At 51.6% G+C, this 13,999-nt stretch carries 14 protein-coding genes; 4 read left to right on the top strand and 10 right to left on the bottom strand.

The genetic code is table 11. From position 1 onward, the window contains the following. Positions 1-336 precede the first annotated feature (336 nt). The 3 genes from infB to rimP are packed head-to-tail and all read right to left on the bottom strand — an operon-like array spanning position 337 to position 5,207. Complete coding sequence (gene infB / locus ACTHS3_RS01940; protein WP_070625920.1) at positions 337-3,231, bottom strand: translation initiation factor IF-2; 2,895 nt, start codon at positions 3,229-3,231, stop codon at positions 337-339. 11 nt (positions 3,232-3,242) lie between these two features. Next, on the bottom strand, positions 3,243-4,748 hold the full coding sequence (gene nusA, locus ACTHS3_RS01935) for a transcription termination factor NusA (protein ID WP_049335384.1): 1,506 nt from the start codon (positions 4,746-4,748) through the stop codon (positions 3,243-3,245). A 27-nt stretch (positions 4,749-4,775) separates the two neighbouring features. Beyond that, entirely contained in the window at positions 4,776-5,207 is a 432-nt protein-coding gene (gene rimP / locus ACTHS3_RS01930; protein ID WP_003685973.1) for a ribosome maturation factor RimP, read from the bottom strand. Positions 5,208-5,550: 343 nt separating this feature from the next. Between rimP and serC the strand changes: the two genes are divergently transcribed. Next, on the top strand, positions 5,551-6,657 hold the full coding sequence (serC, locus tag ACTHS3_RS01925; protein ID WP_049335386.1) for a phosphoserine transaminase: 1,107 nt from the start codon (positions 5,551-5,553) through the stop codon (positions 6,655-6,657). Between the two features lie 63 nt (positions 6,658-6,720). Here the strand turns inward: serC and ACTHS3_RS01920 are convergent, their stop codons facing one another. The 4 genes from ACTHS3_RS01920 to rnhA all read right to left on the bottom strand — a co-directional run bounded on the left by ACTHS3_RS01920 (position 6,721) and on the right by rnhA (position 9,145). Beyond that, on the bottom strand, positions 6,721-7,914 hold the full coding sequence (locus tag ACTHS3_RS01920) for an LD-carboxypeptidase (RefSeq protein ID WP_049335388.1): 1,194 nt from the start codon (positions 7,912-7,914) through the stop codon (positions 6,721-6,723). Between the two features lie 73 nt (positions 7,915-7,987). Then, a complete protein-coding gene (locus ACTHS3_RS01915; protein WP_440366985.1) occupies positions 7,988-8,386 on the bottom strand; it encodes an HIT family protein in 399 nt (132 codons plus the stop codon). Then, positions 8,383-8,697 carry a hypothetical protein gene (locus ACTHS3_RS01910; protein ID WP_049335391.1) on the bottom strand — a complete coding sequence of 105 codons (315 nt, stop codon included), beginning with the start codon at positions 8,695-8,697 and terminating at the stop codon, positions 8,383-8,385. The genes ACTHS3_RS01915 and ACTHS3_RS01910 overlap by 4 nt, the downstream gene beginning before the upstream one ends. A gap of 10 nt (positions 8,698-8,707) precedes the next feature. Further along, positions 8,708-9,145 (bottom strand): ribonuclease HI, encoded by a 438-nt coding sequence (rnhA, locus tag ACTHS3_RS01905; RefSeq protein WP_049335392.1) that lies wholly within the window; start codon positions 9,143-9,145, stop codon positions 8,708-8,710. 126 nt (positions 9,146-9,271) lie between these two features. On the opposite strand from rnhA, the gene ACTHS3_RS01900 reads away from it, so the two are divergent. Beyond that, on the top strand, positions 9,272-9,661 hold the full coding sequence (locus ACTHS3_RS01900; protein WP_004519323.1) for a PH domain-containing protein: 390 nt from the start codon (positions 9,272-9,274) through the stop codon (positions 9,659-9,661). Between the two features lie 12 nt (positions 9,662-9,673). Next, positions 9,674-10,543, top strand: a complete 870-nt coding sequence (gene tehB / locus ACTHS3_RS01895; protein WP_039861960.1) for an SAM-dependent methyltransferase TehB — start codon at positions 9,674-9,676, stop codon at positions 10,541-10,543. A gap of 56 nt (positions 10,544-10,599) precedes the next feature. On the opposite strand, the gene ACTHS3_RS01890 is transcribed toward tehB, so the two are convergent. Both ACTHS3_RS01890 and ACTHS3_RS01885 read right to left on the bottom strand, forming a co-directional pair. Next, a complete protein-coding gene (locus ACTHS3_RS01890) occupies positions 10,600-11,100 on the bottom strand; it encodes a GNAT family N-acetyltransferase (RefSeq protein ID WP_004519325.1) in 501 nt (166 codons plus the stop codon). Positions 11,101-11,113: 13 nt separating this feature from the next. Continuing rightward, positions 11,114-11,650, bottom strand: a complete 537-nt coding sequence (locus tag ACTHS3_RS01885) for an isochorismatase family protein (protein ID WP_440366982.1) — start codon at positions 11,648-11,650, stop codon at positions 11,114-11,116. 153 nt (positions 11,651-11,803) lie between these two features. Here ACTHS3_RS01885 and argS point away from each other — a divergent pair, with 153 nt between their 5' ends. Continuing rightward, positions 11,804-13,522 carry an arginine--tRNA ligase gene (argS, locus tag ACTHS3_RS01880; protein WP_440366980.1) on the top strand — a complete coding sequence of 573 codons (1,719 nt, stop codon included), beginning with the start codon at positions 11,804-11,806 and terminating at the stop codon, positions 13,520-13,522. 154 nt (positions 13,523-13,676) lie between these two features. Here argS and ACTHS3_RS01875 read toward each other — a convergent pair. Beyond that, the coding region (locus tag ACTHS3_RS01875) for an STAS/SEC14 domain-containing protein (RefSeq protein WP_440366978.1) at positions 13,677-13,999 on the bottom strand (323 nt) is incomplete at its 5' end.

Raw genomic sequence — 13,999 nt, 5'->3', positions numbered from 1 at the left:
TATTGATGAGAGTAACAAGGAAGTAAACGTATCCGGCATATGACCGGTATTGCTTAATTTGTATTGTGTTTAGGCTGTATATACTAGTGCCGAAATTTGAGAAAAACAACAGAAACGTTAAGATATGACAATATATAGAGAGCCTTATCAGGCTTAGTTTGCCGTCTATTCTTTTGCCAAATGGCTTTGCCTTGTGCGGCTGTTTTGTTTCTTATATACCACACATCAATTTCAATAGTTTCAAACTATGAATGGTTGTAAAAAGGCCGTCTGAAAAATTAGAAGCAGGTTTCGCATTGCAAAACCTGCTTCTAATTTTTCAGACGGTCTGTCTGATTACAGAGTACGGGCAACTTCGACGATGTCGAAACATTCGAGTTGGTCGCCTTCCATAATCTCGTTGTAGCCTTTGAGCATCAGACCACACTCGAAGCCCATGCGGACTTCTTTGACGTCGTCTTTGTAGCGTTTCAAAGAAGATAGCTCGCCGGTATGGATAACCACGTTGTTGCGGATGAGGCGGACATGGGAATCGCGTTTGACCACCCCATCGGTAACCATACAGCCTGCAATATTACCGACTTTGGAAACGGAGATAACCTGACGGATTTCGACCGTGCCGGTTACTTGCTCTTTCTCTTCCGGAGAGAGCATACCGCTCATGGCGGCTTTCACGTCGTCGATGGCATCGTAAATGATGTTGTAGTAACGGATTTCCACGTTTTCATTCTCAGCCAGTTTGCGTGCGGAAGCATCTGCACGGACGTTAAAGCCGATGATGAATGCGCCGGAAGCGATGGCCAAGTTGACATCCGATTCGGTAATGCCGCCCACGCCGCTGTGCAACACGTTCACTTTCACTTCGTCGGTGGACAGTTTTTTCAGGCTGCCAGCCAAAGCTTCGTAAGAACCTTGTACGTCTGCTTTGATGATGACGGACAAGGATTGGGCTTGGTTTTCGCCCATGTTGTTGAACATGTTTTCCAGTTTTGCGGCCTGTTGTTTGGCTAAGCGCACGTCGCGGTATTTGCCTTGACGGAAGAGGGCGATTTCGCGCGCTTTTTTCTCGTCGGCCAATACCATTGCATCTTCGCCTGCGTTCGGTACATCGGACAAGCCGAGGATTTCGACAGGGATAGACGGGCCGGCTTCATTGATGGCTTTGCCGTTTTCGTCAACCATTGCACGGATTTTACCGAATGCAGTACCGGCCAGCAGCATATCGCCTTTTTTCAGTGTACCGCTTTGAACCAGCAATGTGGCAACCGCGCCGCGGCCTTTGTCCAAACGTGCCTCAACAATGATACCTTTGGCAGGTGCATCGACTGGGGCAGTCAGTTCCAAAACTTCGGCTTCGAGCAAGACGGCTTCGAGCAATGCATCGATGTTCAGGCCTTTTTTAGCGGAAACGTCGATAAACTGTACATCGCCGCCCCATTCGTCAGGCACGACTTCGTGCGCAGTCAGCTCTTGGCGGATACGCTCAGGGTTGGCGGCTTCTTTATCGATTTTGTTGACGGCAACCACAATTGGTACGCCGGCGGCTTTAGCGTGGGCAATTGCCTCGATGGTTTGCGGCATCACGCCGTCGTCGGCGGCAACCACGAGGATCACGATATCGGTTGCTTTCGCACCGCGCGCACGCATTGCGGTAAACGCTTCGTGACCCGGAGTATCCAAGAAAGTAATCACGCCGCGAGGGGTTTCAACGTGGTATGCACCGATGTGTTGGGTAATGCCACCCGCTTCGCCTTGTACCACTTTGGCGCGGCGGATGTAGTCCAGCAGGGAAGTTTTACCGTGGTCAACGTGACCCATCACGGTAACAACCGGTGGACGCGGCAATGCTTCGGCTTCAACTGCTTCAACGCCTTCATCCAGGAATGCTTCAGGGTCGTCGGCTGCAGCAGGTTTGCCGATGTGGCCGAGTTCTTCCACTACAATCAGGGCAGTGTCTTGGTCGATAGATTGGTTAATGGTTACCATCATGCCCATTTTCATCAGGGCTTTAACCACTTCGACGCCTTTAACGGCCATTTTGTGTGCCAAGTCGGCAACGGTAATGGTTTCAGGTACCAAAACTTCGTGTACGACAGGTTCGGTCGGCGCTTGGAAGGCGTGTTGGTTTGGCTCAAGTTTGAGTTTTTTGCCTTTTTTACCGCCGCGTACGCGATCGTCGTCGCCATTGCGTGCATTGTTGCGGTCGCGACCACCTTTGCCGCCTTTGCCTTTGGCGTTACGGCCTTGGTTTTCTTCGTCACGGTCACGACGGTCTTCTTTTTTACCGCGCGCGTTGTGTTCGGATTTGCCTTCGCCGGATGCCGCTTTTGCTTTCTCGGCAGGTTTATTGCGTTCGCCTGATTTGGCTTCTTTAGTAGGTTTTGAGTCTTGATCGGCCTGTTGTTTCATGGCTTCACGGCGTGCTTGACGCTCTTGTTTTTCTTTCAACAAGGCTTCTTGATGCGCACGCAGGGCGGCGGCACGACGGGCTTCTTCATCGCGTTGAGCCTGTTCTTCCACGCTGACGACAGGTTGCGGTACGGCAGGAGCGGCAGGTTTGGCTGCCTTTTTCGCTTCTTTGCCTTTGCCGCCTTTGTCTTGTTTGGCTTTGGCAGGTTTCTTGGCTTCGGCTGGTTTTTCAGCTTCAACGGATTTTTCAGACGGCTTGTTGTCTGCTTTAGCTTCAACTTTTGCTTCGGCCTTGGCTTCTACGGCTTCAACCGGTTTGGCTTCTTCTTTTTGGGCTTCGGCAGGTTTGCCTTCCGCTTTTGGTGCGGCTTTGGCTGCTTTCAGTCTGGCTGCTTCAGCCTCTGCTTTGGCACGGGCTTCGGCTTTGGCGGCAGCTTCTGCTTCAGCTTTGGCTTTTTCTTCGGCAGCTTGGGCGGCTGCTTTTTCTGCTTCGGCTTTTTGGTTTTCCGCTGCTACTTTGGCTTTGGCTTCCGCTGCCAATTCTTCGGAAGAAGGAATGGTAACGGCACGGCTGCGGCGGCGTGTTTCCACTTTTACGCCATCAACGGTGCTGACTTCGGTTTTTTTGCGGCGGATGCTGATGGTGCCGCTATTGCTGCCGTTTTTCTTTTGCAGGTAAGCAGTCAACAGTTGTTTGTCGTCAGTGGTTATGCTGTCATTACCACTGTTTTTGTTGACCCCGGCTTCTTTCAATTGTTTAAGCAAATCATCGACGGGGCGGTTTAGTTCGGCGGCAAATTGCGCTACGGTTGTATTACTCATTCAGTACCCCCTTAGTTATTTTCTTCAGTAAACCAGTGTTCGCGTGCAGCCAAAATCACTTTTTTGGCTTCTTCTTCGTCAACACCGGTAATTTCGACCAATTCGTCAACAGACAATTCGGCCAGATCATCGCGTTGGGTAACGCCGGCTTCGGCCAGTTTGCGCAACATATCGGAATTTACGCCGTCTAAATTGCGCATGTCTTCAGACACTTCACCCAGTTTTTCTTCTGCGGCGATGGTAATGGTCAGGATAGCGTCGCGTGCGCGGTTGCGCAGGGTTTCAACAATTTCTTCGTCAAAGCCGTCAATGGCGAGTAATTCTGCCGCTGGAACGTAAGCAACTTCTTCCAAAGTGGCAAAGCCTTCTTCCACCAAGATATCGGCGGTTTCGTCGTCGATGTTCAAGTGGGTGGTGAAGAGGTTGCGGATAACCGCGTCTTCGGCGGCATTGCGCTCGTCGGCTTCTTCAACGGTCATGATGTTCAGCTGCCAGCCGGTCAGGATGGAAGCCAGACGGACGTTTTGACCGCCGCGGCCGATGGCCAGCGCCAGTTGGTTTTCATCAACAATCACGTCAACAGCGTGTTTGTCTTCATCAATCACGATGCGGCTCACTTCGGCAGGAGACAGCGCATTCATCACGAATTGCGCAGGCTCAGGAGACCACAATACGATGTCGATGCGTTCGCCGGACAATTCGTTGCTCACGGCGTTAACACGAGAACCGCGCACGCCGATACAAGTACCTTGCGGGTCGATGCGTTGGTCGTTGGCTTTAACGGCAACTTTGGCGCGTTGGCCGGGGTCGCGTGCTACTTCGCGGATTTCCAACAGGCCGTCTGCAATTTCAGGTACTTCGTTGGCGTAGAGTTTGGCCAAGAAGTCGCCGCTGGTACGGCTCAAAATGACTTGTTTGCGGCCGGTATTGCCGATTTCGTCCACACGCAGGAAGAGGGCGCGGATGCGGTCGCCGCTGCGGAAGTTTTCGCGCGGAATCATTTCTTCGCGCGGAATCAGTGCGTCGAGTTTGCCCGCGACGACTTCAACGATGATGCCGTGGCGCTCGACGCGTTTTACCGTACCGGAAACGATGTCTTCTTTAGAAGCGAGGAACTCGTTCAGGTTTTGCTCGCGCTCCGCATCACGGATGCGTTGCAGGATGATTTGTTTGGCAGTTTGTGCGGCTTGGCGGCCGAAACCTTCGTTTGGCAGCTGCTCTTCGTAGTATTCGCCGATTTGGATGGTTGTGCCGGGAATTTCTTCTTGGATTTCCTCGATGGTTTTTTCTACGTCGGGGTAGGTGTAGTCTTCATCGGCAACAATCAGCCAGCGGCGGAAGGTTTGGTATTCGCCGGTATCGCGGTCGATTTCGACACGCACGTCCATGTGCTCGCGGTCGGCTTTTTTCTTGGCGGCAGTAGAGAGGGCGAATTCAAGGGCTTTGAATACGACTTCCGTTTCAACGTTTTTTTCACTTGCCAGCGCTTCGGCCAGCTGTAACATTTCGCGACTCATTTTCTAGAATCTCCAAGTAATCGGTTTTTAAAATTTAAATTCGGGGCGCAAACGGGCTTTGTCGATGTTGCTCAATTCGATTTGGGCGGTTTTGCCGTCGAAAGAGACGGTAACGATGTCGTTTTCGCAAGATTCGATGCGGCCGATGAAGTTTTTCTGACCATCAATCGGCAGGCGTGTTTTGATTTTGGCGTTCTGGCCGGCAAAGCGCACGAAGTCGGCGGCTTTTTTCAACGGACGGTCAAGGCCAGGGCTGGAGATTTCCAAACGTTTGTAGTCGATGTCTTCAACCATAAACACGCGGCTCAGATGGTTGCTGACAGTAGCGCAGTCTTCGACGGTGATGCCGCCTTCTTTATCGATGAAAACGCGTAAATCGCCTTGTGCGGTCAGTTCGAAATCGACCAGCTCGTAGCCCAAGCCAGGCAGGGTTTTATCAAGAATGCTTTGAATATCCATGCTTCTCCAGAAGTACATAAACAAAAAAATGGCCGCGCGGCCATTTTTCGTGTGATTTGAAAAATTGGCCTATTATAACTGTTTTCAAGATAAAAGAAAAGTGTTGATTTGGCGTGGATTTTTTGAAGTGATTGCTTAAATGTAAAGGGGAGGGTTGAGGCCGTCTGAAAAGGAAATTGTTGACAAGTTTTGGTGTGGTGTTTCTTAAATTAGTTTGGAAAACAAATAATTGGTATTGCTTTGTTTTCAGACGGCCTTGGATTTTCTGATTTTTCGTGCTTGCACAATGTGCAAGGCGGTTCTACAATTTCTTCATACCCACCGAATAAGAAAGAAGGCCGCCATGTCCGCACACCCGATTTACAATTTTTCCGCAGGTCCTGCCGTATTGCCGGAAACGGTATTGCGTACCGCGCAACAGGAAATGCTCGACTACAACGGTACGGGCTTTCCCGTGATGGCGATGAGCCACCGTTCGGATATGTTTTTGAGTATTCTGCATCATGCCGAACAAGACTTGCGCCAGCTTTTGAATATTCCGTCCAACTATAAAATCCTATTTTTACAGGGCGGTGCGACCGCGCAATTCAATATGGCGGCCATGAATTTGGCGCACGGTTTTGCGACTGCCGACGCGGTGGTAACGGGCAACTGGAGCCGTATTGCCTATGAACAGATGAGCCGTTTAAGCAATGCCGAAATCCGTTTGGCCGCGCATGGCGGCGAGCAATATGCCTATAAAAATCTGCCTGCGGTTGAGGATTGGGATGTCAACCCGAATTCCGCGTTTGTTCATTTTGCGATTAATGAAACCGTGAACGGCTTGCAGTATCAAAACGTCCCCAAACTTTCAGACGGCCTGCCGCCGCTGGTGTGTGATATGTCGAGCGAGATTTTGTCGCGTGAGTTTGATGTATCCGATTACGGCCTGATTTATGCCGGCGCGCAAAAAAATATCGGCCCAGCCGGTGCGACCGTGGTCATTATCCGCGAGGATTTGCTGGAGCGTTGTCCGAACGATATTCCCGATGTGTTCAACTACCGTTCTCATATCAACCGCGACGGTATGTACAACACGCCGTCCACCTATGCGATTTATATGTCGGGCTTGGTGTTCCGCTGGTTGCAAACGCAGGGCGGTGTGAAAAAAATTGAAGCGGTCAATCGAATGAAGGCGCAAACCTTGTATGAGGCGATAGACGGCAGCGGCGGTTTTTACATCAACGATATTTATCCTGATGCGCGTTCCAAAATGAACGTGGTCTTCAAAACCGCAAGCGAGGATTTGGACCGCCACTTTGTGTTGGAGGCCGAGTTGCAGGGCTTGTGCCTGCTCAAGGGCTATAAAACCGTCGGTGGTATGCGCGCCAGCATTTACAATGCGATGCCGCTTGAAGGTGTGAACGCGTTGGCCGAATTTATGAAAGATTTCCAACGACGTTACGGTTAAGATGAAGATATAAAAAGGCCGTCTGAAACTGGGTTTCAGACGGCCTTTTGATTTGAACAAGCCTTATTCGGTCACTTCTTCAGTAATGCTGTCGCGGTAGATGGTGCTGTCGTAAGTCGGCACGGGAGGCGGCAGCAGGTTGTTGAGCGTCAGCGCGGACGGGTTCAGCGTCGGGTAGCCGCTGAAGGTGACGGAATAACCGCCGTTGCCGGTACTGCGGACTTTGGCATGCGCACCCAACGGGAAAGTGGTTTTGTTGGTGATGTGGCCGAATGGGAAACCGGTCAACACAGGAATCTTGGCGGTGCGCGAAATGTGGTTGACGACGGCGGAGAAGTCGTAGCTGGAATCGTACGCGTCACGGATGGTGCCCATGCGGAAATCGCCGAAGATGATGGTGCGTTGTTTTTGCAAAACACCTGACAGATAAAGCGTATTGAGCATACGCTCGATGCGGTAAGGCTGCTCGCTGACGTCTTCGATAAAGAGGATGCCGCCTTGAATATCGGGCATGTAAGGTGTGCCGGCGAGGGATGCGAGAACGCTGAGGTTGCCGCCCCACAATGTGCCTTCGACGTTGACATCGGCGCGTTGGATGGTCGGAACATCAACGATGTTGACGTTGTTGGTCGTGCCGCGGATGAAGGAATCCATGGTAAAGACGCTGGGGTCTGCTTTGCCGAATTCGCTGTACACCATCGGGCCGGCAAAGCTCATCATATTGCCTTTGGCCAACAGGGCGAGTTGGACGGCGCACACGTCGCTGAAGCCGAAGAACAATGTGCTGCGTTCGCGCATTCTGGCGCCGAGTGAGGCGAAGTCGATTTGCGGCAGGATACGTGCCGCGCCATAGCCTCCGCGCAGGCCCATGAGGACTTTGGGCGTTTCGACGCGGCCGCTGGCAACGTCTTGGAAGTCGGCGGCACGTTGGGCATCGGAGCCGGCGAAGCGTTGGTAACGGCGGCTGCCTGCCTGTTGGTTGGTTACGGTAAAGCCTGCGTTGTAGAGGCGGGTCAGGCCGGTGGTTACGCGGTTGGGGTCTTCGGCGAAGCCTGACGGCGCAACAACGCGCAGGAGGTTGTCGCCGGAACGTGGCGGATGGGGTTGCTTAGGTTGCACGGTTTGGGCTTTCGCGGTGGTGGAAGTGGTTTTGGTTTGCGGCGTGGTGGTCGTGCCTGTACCGCAGGCTTGCAACAACCCTGCGCCTGCCGCGGCAGAGCAGGTGCGCAGAAAATGGCGGCGCGTGGTGGAAGTCATTGAGGTTTTCCTTTCGTTATATGTTCAGACGGCCTGAACTGGGCGTGTCGGCCCTTATAGGCCGTCTGAAAGTTTAAGCGATTAAGTTTTTGATTTGTTGCGGCCAATTTTCGAGCAGGGTCATACCGTGTTCGCGTACGGGTGCGGCCCAAATCGGCGCAGGAAAGTTGGCGTCGTTTTCAAAGCGGGCGATGACGTGCCAATGCAAGTGAGGCACAACATTGCCGAGGCTGGCCAGATTGATTTTGGCCGAGCGGAAGACTTGGCGCATTGCGGCTTCAACCTGATACACCATTTCCATGATTTCATTGCGTTCGGCAGGGGAAAGGTCGGTCATCTCGGAAACATGGTTATTCCAAATCACGCGGCAGAATGCCGGTGCGCCGGCTTCATTGTGGACGGCGATAACGCGCAGGTTTGGCGTTTGCAGCAAAATATCTTCGTTGTCGGCAGTGCAGATGGGGCAGGTCATGGGTTTTTCTTTCTCAGTCTGAATAGGAATCGGATGATTTCAATCAGGATTTTTAGAACAAGGTAAATGGCAGTCAGAGATATGAATGCGAAAAGCCACGGTTCAGGTATAAACCACCAAAATAAATAGGAGGGCGTGATTAAGTCGGCACATTCTTCGGCACTCTTAACGTGATCGCACAAGCCAAAGCGAAAAAAATCATTGACATCATGAAAGGGCGAATAGGCGAACATAAGTGCTATGGGCGTCACACAAATCAATGCAATGATGGCAATCCAAAAGAATGGTTTGAGATGTTTGAGTGCAGTCATGGATGAAATGTTATAAAAATTTTGCCGCGCCCTTATTGGCAAGTTCGTCAGCTTTTTCGTTTTCTGGGTGTCCGGCATGGCCTTTTACCCATGTCCAGCGGACATCGTGTTGTTGAACCAAACTATCCAGCTCTTTCCATAAGTCGTCGTTTTTAACCGGTTTTTTGGCGGCGGTTTTCCAGCCGTTTTTTTTCCAACCGCGTATCCAGCTTTCCATGCCGTTTTTGACGTATTGCGAGTCGGTGCAGATGACGACTTGGCAGCGGCGTTTTAGGGATTTCAGGCCTTCGATGACGGCAGTCAGTTCCATACGGTTGTTGGTGGTTTCGGCTTCGCCGCCGAACAGTTCTTTTTCGTGTGTGCCGTAGCGCATAAATACACCCCAGCCGCCTGCGCCGGGGTTGCCTTTGCATGCGCCGTCTGTGTAGAGGTAAACGGGTTTATCCATGGGCATGTCTTTGTCGAATAAGGCGGTATCATTATCATAACATAAGGCCGTCTGAAATATCGGCAAATACGGTTTACGCGTGTAAAATACCCTGCGCTTTATCACTCGTATAGAAAGAAGGCAGATATGGGATTGTTCAGCGGCCTTTTGGGCAATGCTTCGCAAAAAGACGCCGATGCGGTGGAACGCGATTTGGCGAATATCCTGATTGATGGCGAACAGGTAAAAATGGCATTCAGCCTGGTGCGCGATTTGATTGTGTTTACCGAATATCGGCTGGTGTTGGTGGACAAGCAGGGGTTGACCGGCAAGAAAGTGTCTTACCGTTCGATTCCATACCGTTCAGTATCGCGCTTTTCGGTGGAAACCTCGGGTCATTTTGATTTGGATGCCGAGCTGAAGATTTGGGTTTCTTCCGGCGAGGTGCCAACCGAAACCTTGCAATTTAAAAGCGACAAGAGCGTGATTGCCATTCAAAAAGCCTTGGCAGAAGCTGTGTTGAAACCGTCAAAATAGAAAGGAAACATGATGAGCGAACAGCAAGAATTGTTTTGTTACAAGCAGATGCCGGTGTGGACGGCGGACGAGATTCCCGAAGCCTTGTTGTCCAAACACAATACTGCCGCCGGTACTTGGGGCTGCCTCAATGTCCTCCAAGGCCGTCTGAACTTCAATGAAGTGGACGAGGCGGGCAATGTTACGTCCACGCACGAGCTGACGCCTGAAAGCGATGATTGGATTATCCATCCGCAAGCATGGCACTTTATCGCGCCGCAAACGCAAGACACGGAAATCCAACTGTCGTTTTACTGCGAGGCGGCAGACTATTTCAATAAGAAATACGGCATGAGCGCGACACATTCGGCCGTCCGTGCTGCCGAAGGCATCGTACCTGTCGGCAAGGTTTTGGATATGGGCTGCGGTCAGGGCCGCAATGCGCTGTATCTGGGTTTGAAAGGTTTTGACGTTACCGCTGTCGATAATAATCCCCATGCGGTTCAAAACGTGGAAGAGCTGGCGCGTATCGAAGAGTTGAATGTCCGCGCGTTTGAATACGACCTCAACGCCGCCAATATTCAGGAAAACTTCGATTATATGGTGGCGACCGTGGTGTTTATGTTCCTGATGCCGCGTTACGTTCCTGACGTGATTGCCAATATAAAGGAACACACCAACCCCGGCGGCTACAACCTGATCGTGTCTGCGATGGATACGGAAGATTTCCCTTGCCCGATGCCGTTCCCGTTCAAGTTTAGTGAGGGCGAGCTGCGCGAATACTATAAGGATTGGGAATTGGTGGAATACAAGGAAGAGCTGGGTTCGATGCACGCGAAAGACGAATTCGGCAATCCGATTCAGTTTAAATTCGTTACCATGCTGGCGAAGAAACCGGAATAAAGGTTTTGCCGTCAAAAGGCCGTCTGAATTCAGTTTTCAGACGGCCTTTGCCGTAATCAATCCACAATCCTTTTGCCCAAAATCACCACGTCTGCCAACATGGTTTCCAAATCGCAGACTTGCGGCAGCCGCCCCCATTCTTCAAAACCGAAACGGTGAAACAGGTTCAGGCTCGGATAGTTGTGGCCGAACACAAGCGCGATGACGTTGTGGATGTCTAAGGACGGTGCGCGTTCGAGCATGTGCCGCAACAGGATTTTGCCCACGCCTGCACCGCGCATATCGTGGCGGACATAAATGCTGACTTCCGCGCTGATGTGGTAGGCGTAGCGTGGATGGTAGTCGCTGAAACTACCCCAGGCCAATACGGTGCCGTCGGCATCGTAAAGGGCGTAGATCGGGCGTTTGTCCGTGTGCGCGGCAAACCACATTTCGCGTTCGGCAACCGTGGTCGGCGACAAATCGGCCGTGGATTGGCGCGTGGCCACGGTGCTGTTGTAAATATCGACGATGGCGGGCAAGTCTTGGCGCAGGGCAGGGCGGATGGTGTATTGCATTTCAGACGGCCTGTTATTGAATCAGTTTGGAGATAGTCTTAAAGGCCGGATGTTTGGCATCACCGAGCAGTTGGAACAAAATACTTTCGACATTGGAAATGATAATGCCCTGACGGCTCAGTTGCGCCAAACCATTGTCGCGGTTGGCCGTTGTACGCGAGGCGGTGCATTCAAAAGGCAGGGATACGGCGTAACCTTGCGCCTTCAAATCCAAGGCCGTCTGAAGCATACAGATATGCGCTTCCGCTCCAACTAAAATAACGTTTTTGACGTCGTTTTTGCGTAATATTGCCTGAATTTCAGGTAAAAACGCTGAAAATCGGGTTTTCTCGACAACAGGCGTACCTTCGGGCAACAGCAGCGATACGGCGGATACGGTGTTGCCCAAACCTTTCGGATACTGTTCGGTTACGGCAAAGGGTACGTCCAAAGCCGTCAAACCTTGAATCAGCAGGCGGCAGCGTTCCAACATTTCGTCCGCGCCGGAGAGGGCGGGCAGCAGGCGTTCTTGGATATCGACAATCAGACAAAGCGTATTTTTGGGGTTCATGGCTTTTCCTTTCAGACGGCCTTTACAGCAAAATCGTTGAATCAGAATGCAATCATATAACAAGCCGCTGGAGAAGTATTGCAGCTTGCCCTGTTTTAAAGCCCGAAATTCTTTTAAAATACCGCCTGATTTGAATTGATAGAGACCGACAACATGAATTTATACCAAACCGTCGAACGTGAAGCCCAAGCAGCCTTTGCCGCCACAGGCATTGCCGACAGCCCCGTTGTTTTGCAGCCGACCAAGAATGCCGAACACGGCGATTTCCAAATCAACGGCGTGATGGGTGCGGCGAAAAAAGCCAAACAAAATCCGCGCGAGTTGGCGCAAAAAGTGGCCGAGGCATTGGCGGACAACGCTGTGATTGAAAGTGCGGAAGTAGCCGGCCCGGGCTTTATCAACCTGCGCCTGCGTCCTGAATTCCTCGCCCAAAACATTCAGACGGCCTTGAACGACGCGCGTTTCGGCGTAGCGAAAACCGACAAACCGCAAACCGTCGTTATCGACTATTCTTCGCCTAATCTGGCTAAAGAAATGCACGTCGGCCACCTGCGTTCCAGCATCATCGGCGACAGCATTTCACGCGTGTTGGAATTTATGGGCAACACCGTCATCCGCCAAAACCACGTCGGCGACTGGGGTACGCAGTTTGGCATGTTGGTCGCTTATTTGGTTGAACAGCAAAAAGACAATGCCGCGTTCGAGCTGGCGGATTTGGAGCAATTTTACCGCGCCGCCAAAGTGCGCTTTGACGAAGATCCAGCCTTTGCCGATACCGCACGCGAATACGTTGTGAAGCTGCAAGGCGGCGATGAAACCGTTTTGGCATTGTGGAAACAGTTTGTCGATATTTCACTCTCGCACGCCCAAGCCGTTTATGACACGCTGGGCTTGAAACTGAGCCCTGAAGACGTGGCGGGCGAATCTAAATACAACGACGATTTGCAGCCTGTGGTCGATGATTTGGTCGAAAAAGGTTTGGCAGTCGAAGACGACGGCGCGAAAGTCGTGTTCTTGGACGAGTTCAAAAACAAAGAGGGCGAACCTGCCGCATTTATCGTGCAAAAACAAGGCGGCGGCTTCCTTTATGCTTCCACCGACTTGGCGTGTTTGCGCTACCGTGTCGGCACGCTTCATGCCAACCGCTTGCTGTACGTCGTCGACCACCGCCAAGCCTTGCACTTTGAGCAACTCTTTACCACTTCACGCAAAGCAGGCTATCTGCCGGAAGATGTAAAAGCTGAGTTTATCGGCTTCGGCACCATGATGGGCAAAGACGGCAAACCGTTCAAAACGCGCAGCGGCGACACCGTAAAACTGGTTGATTTGCTGACCGAAGCTGTTGAGCGTGCCACCGCTTTGGTGAAAGAGAAAAACCCTGAATTGGGCGCAGACGAAGCAGGAAAAATTGGCAAAACCGTCGGCATCGGCGCGGTCAAATACGCCGATTTGAGCAAAAACCGCACCAGCGATTATGTGTTCGACTGGGACGCCATGCTTTCGTTTGAAGGCAACACCGCCCCCTACCTGCAATATGCCTATACCCGCGTACAAAGCGTGTTCCGCAAAGCAGGCGAATGGGACGCAACCGCGCCAACCGTTTTGACCGAACCTTTGGAAAAACAACTGGCCGCCGAGCTGCTGAAATTTGAAGACGTACTGCAAAGCGTGACAGATACTGCGTATCCGCACTACCTCGCCGCCTACCTCTATCAAATCGCTACCTTGTTCAGCCGCTTCTACGAAGCCTGCCCGATTTTGAAATCAGAAGGCGCAACCCGCAACAGCCGTCTGCAACTGGCAAAGCTGACCGGCGACACGCTGAAACAAGGCTTGGAATTGTTGGGTATTGATGTATTGAGTGTTATGTAAGTTTTTGAATAAAAACGATGAAAGGCCGTCTGAAACTTTGCAGGTTGCAAGGTTTCAGACGGCCTTTTTTATGCTTTGACAGATGTCGTGATGCCGTTGTTTGAGCCTAAGCGGTTTTATATTTGCTCAATAATGCGTTCAGACGGCCTTGTCTTTATTTCAAATTGCTTGCCAACAACCAAGCCTGTGCTTCGGCAGCGTCGCTGAAATATTTGGGATGTTGGTTGGTCAAGAGGCTGGAAAGGCGCGCGCCAAGTTTGATCCAAATGTCGTCGGTAATAACGGCAACGCGGCCGAAGTCGGTTTCATGTTGGTTGAGGAATTTGATTTGCTCGACCGCCATATCGATGGTGAAGTCTTTCAGCATGGACAAGTCCAACAGGATGTCGGGCAGATGGACTTTTTGTTTTGCGGCCAACAAGGCTTCTTCCAATTGGCGGAAATCGTCCAAAGTGAACTCGTTGTACAGCGCTACGT

This window comes from Neisseria sp. P0009.S007, assembly GCF_051962515.1.
The sequence above is the reverse complement of the archived record's forward strand: the minus strand, read 5'-3'. Positions and strand labels throughout refer to the sequence as shown.

Excerpts from the sequence above, each read along its gene's own strand:
- infB (WP_070625920.1), bottom strand. The coding sequence starts at position 3,231 with ATGAGTAATACAACCGTAGCGCAATTTGCCGCCGAACTAAACCGCCCC.
- nusA (WP_049335384.1), bottom strand. The coding sequence starts at position 4,748 with ATGAGTCGCGAAATGTTACAGCTGGCCGAAGCGCTGGCAAGTGAAAAA.
- rimP (WP_003685973.1), bottom strand. The coding sequence starts at position 5,207 with ATGGATATTCAAAGCATTCTTGATAAAACCCTGCCTGGCTTGGGCTAC.
- serC (WP_049335386.1), top strand. The coding sequence starts at position 5,551 with ATGTCCGCACACCCGATTTACAATTTTTCCGCAGGTCCTGCCGTATTG.
- ACTHS3_RS01920 (WP_049335388.1), bottom strand. The coding sequence starts at position 7,914 with ATGACTTCCACCACGCGCCGCCATTTTCTGCGCACCTGCTCTGCCGCG.
- ACTHS3_RS01915 (WP_440366985.1), bottom strand. The coding sequence starts at position 8,386 with ATGACCTGCCCCATCTGCACTGCCGACAACGAAGATATTTTGCTGCAA.
- ACTHS3_RS01910 (WP_049335391.1), bottom strand. The coding sequence starts at position 8,697 with ATGACTGCACTCAAACATCTCAAACCATTCTTTTGGATTGCCATCATT.
- rnhA (WP_049335392.1), bottom strand. The coding sequence starts at position 9,145 with ATGGATAAACCCGTTTACCTCTACACAGACGGCGCATGCAAAGGCAAC.
- ACTHS3_RS01900 (WP_004519323.1), top strand. The coding sequence starts at position 9,272 with ATGGGATTGTTCAGCGGCCTTTTGGGCAATGCTTCGCAAAAAGACGCC.
- tehB (WP_039861960.1), top strand. The coding sequence starts at position 9,674 with ATGAGCGAACAGCAAGAATTGTTTTGTTACAAGCAGATGCCGGTGTGG.
- ACTHS3_RS01890 (WP_004519325.1), bottom strand. The coding sequence starts at position 11,100 with ATGCAATACACCATCCGCCCTGCCCTGCGCCAAGACTTGCCCGCCATC.
- ACTHS3_RS01885 (WP_440366982.1), bottom strand. The coding sequence starts at position 11,650 with ATGAACCCCAAAAATACGCTTTGTCTGATTGTCGATATCCAAGAACGC.
- argS (WP_440366980.1), top strand. The coding sequence starts at position 11,804 with ATGAATTTATACCAAACCGTCGAACGTGAAGCCCAAGCAGCCTTTGCC.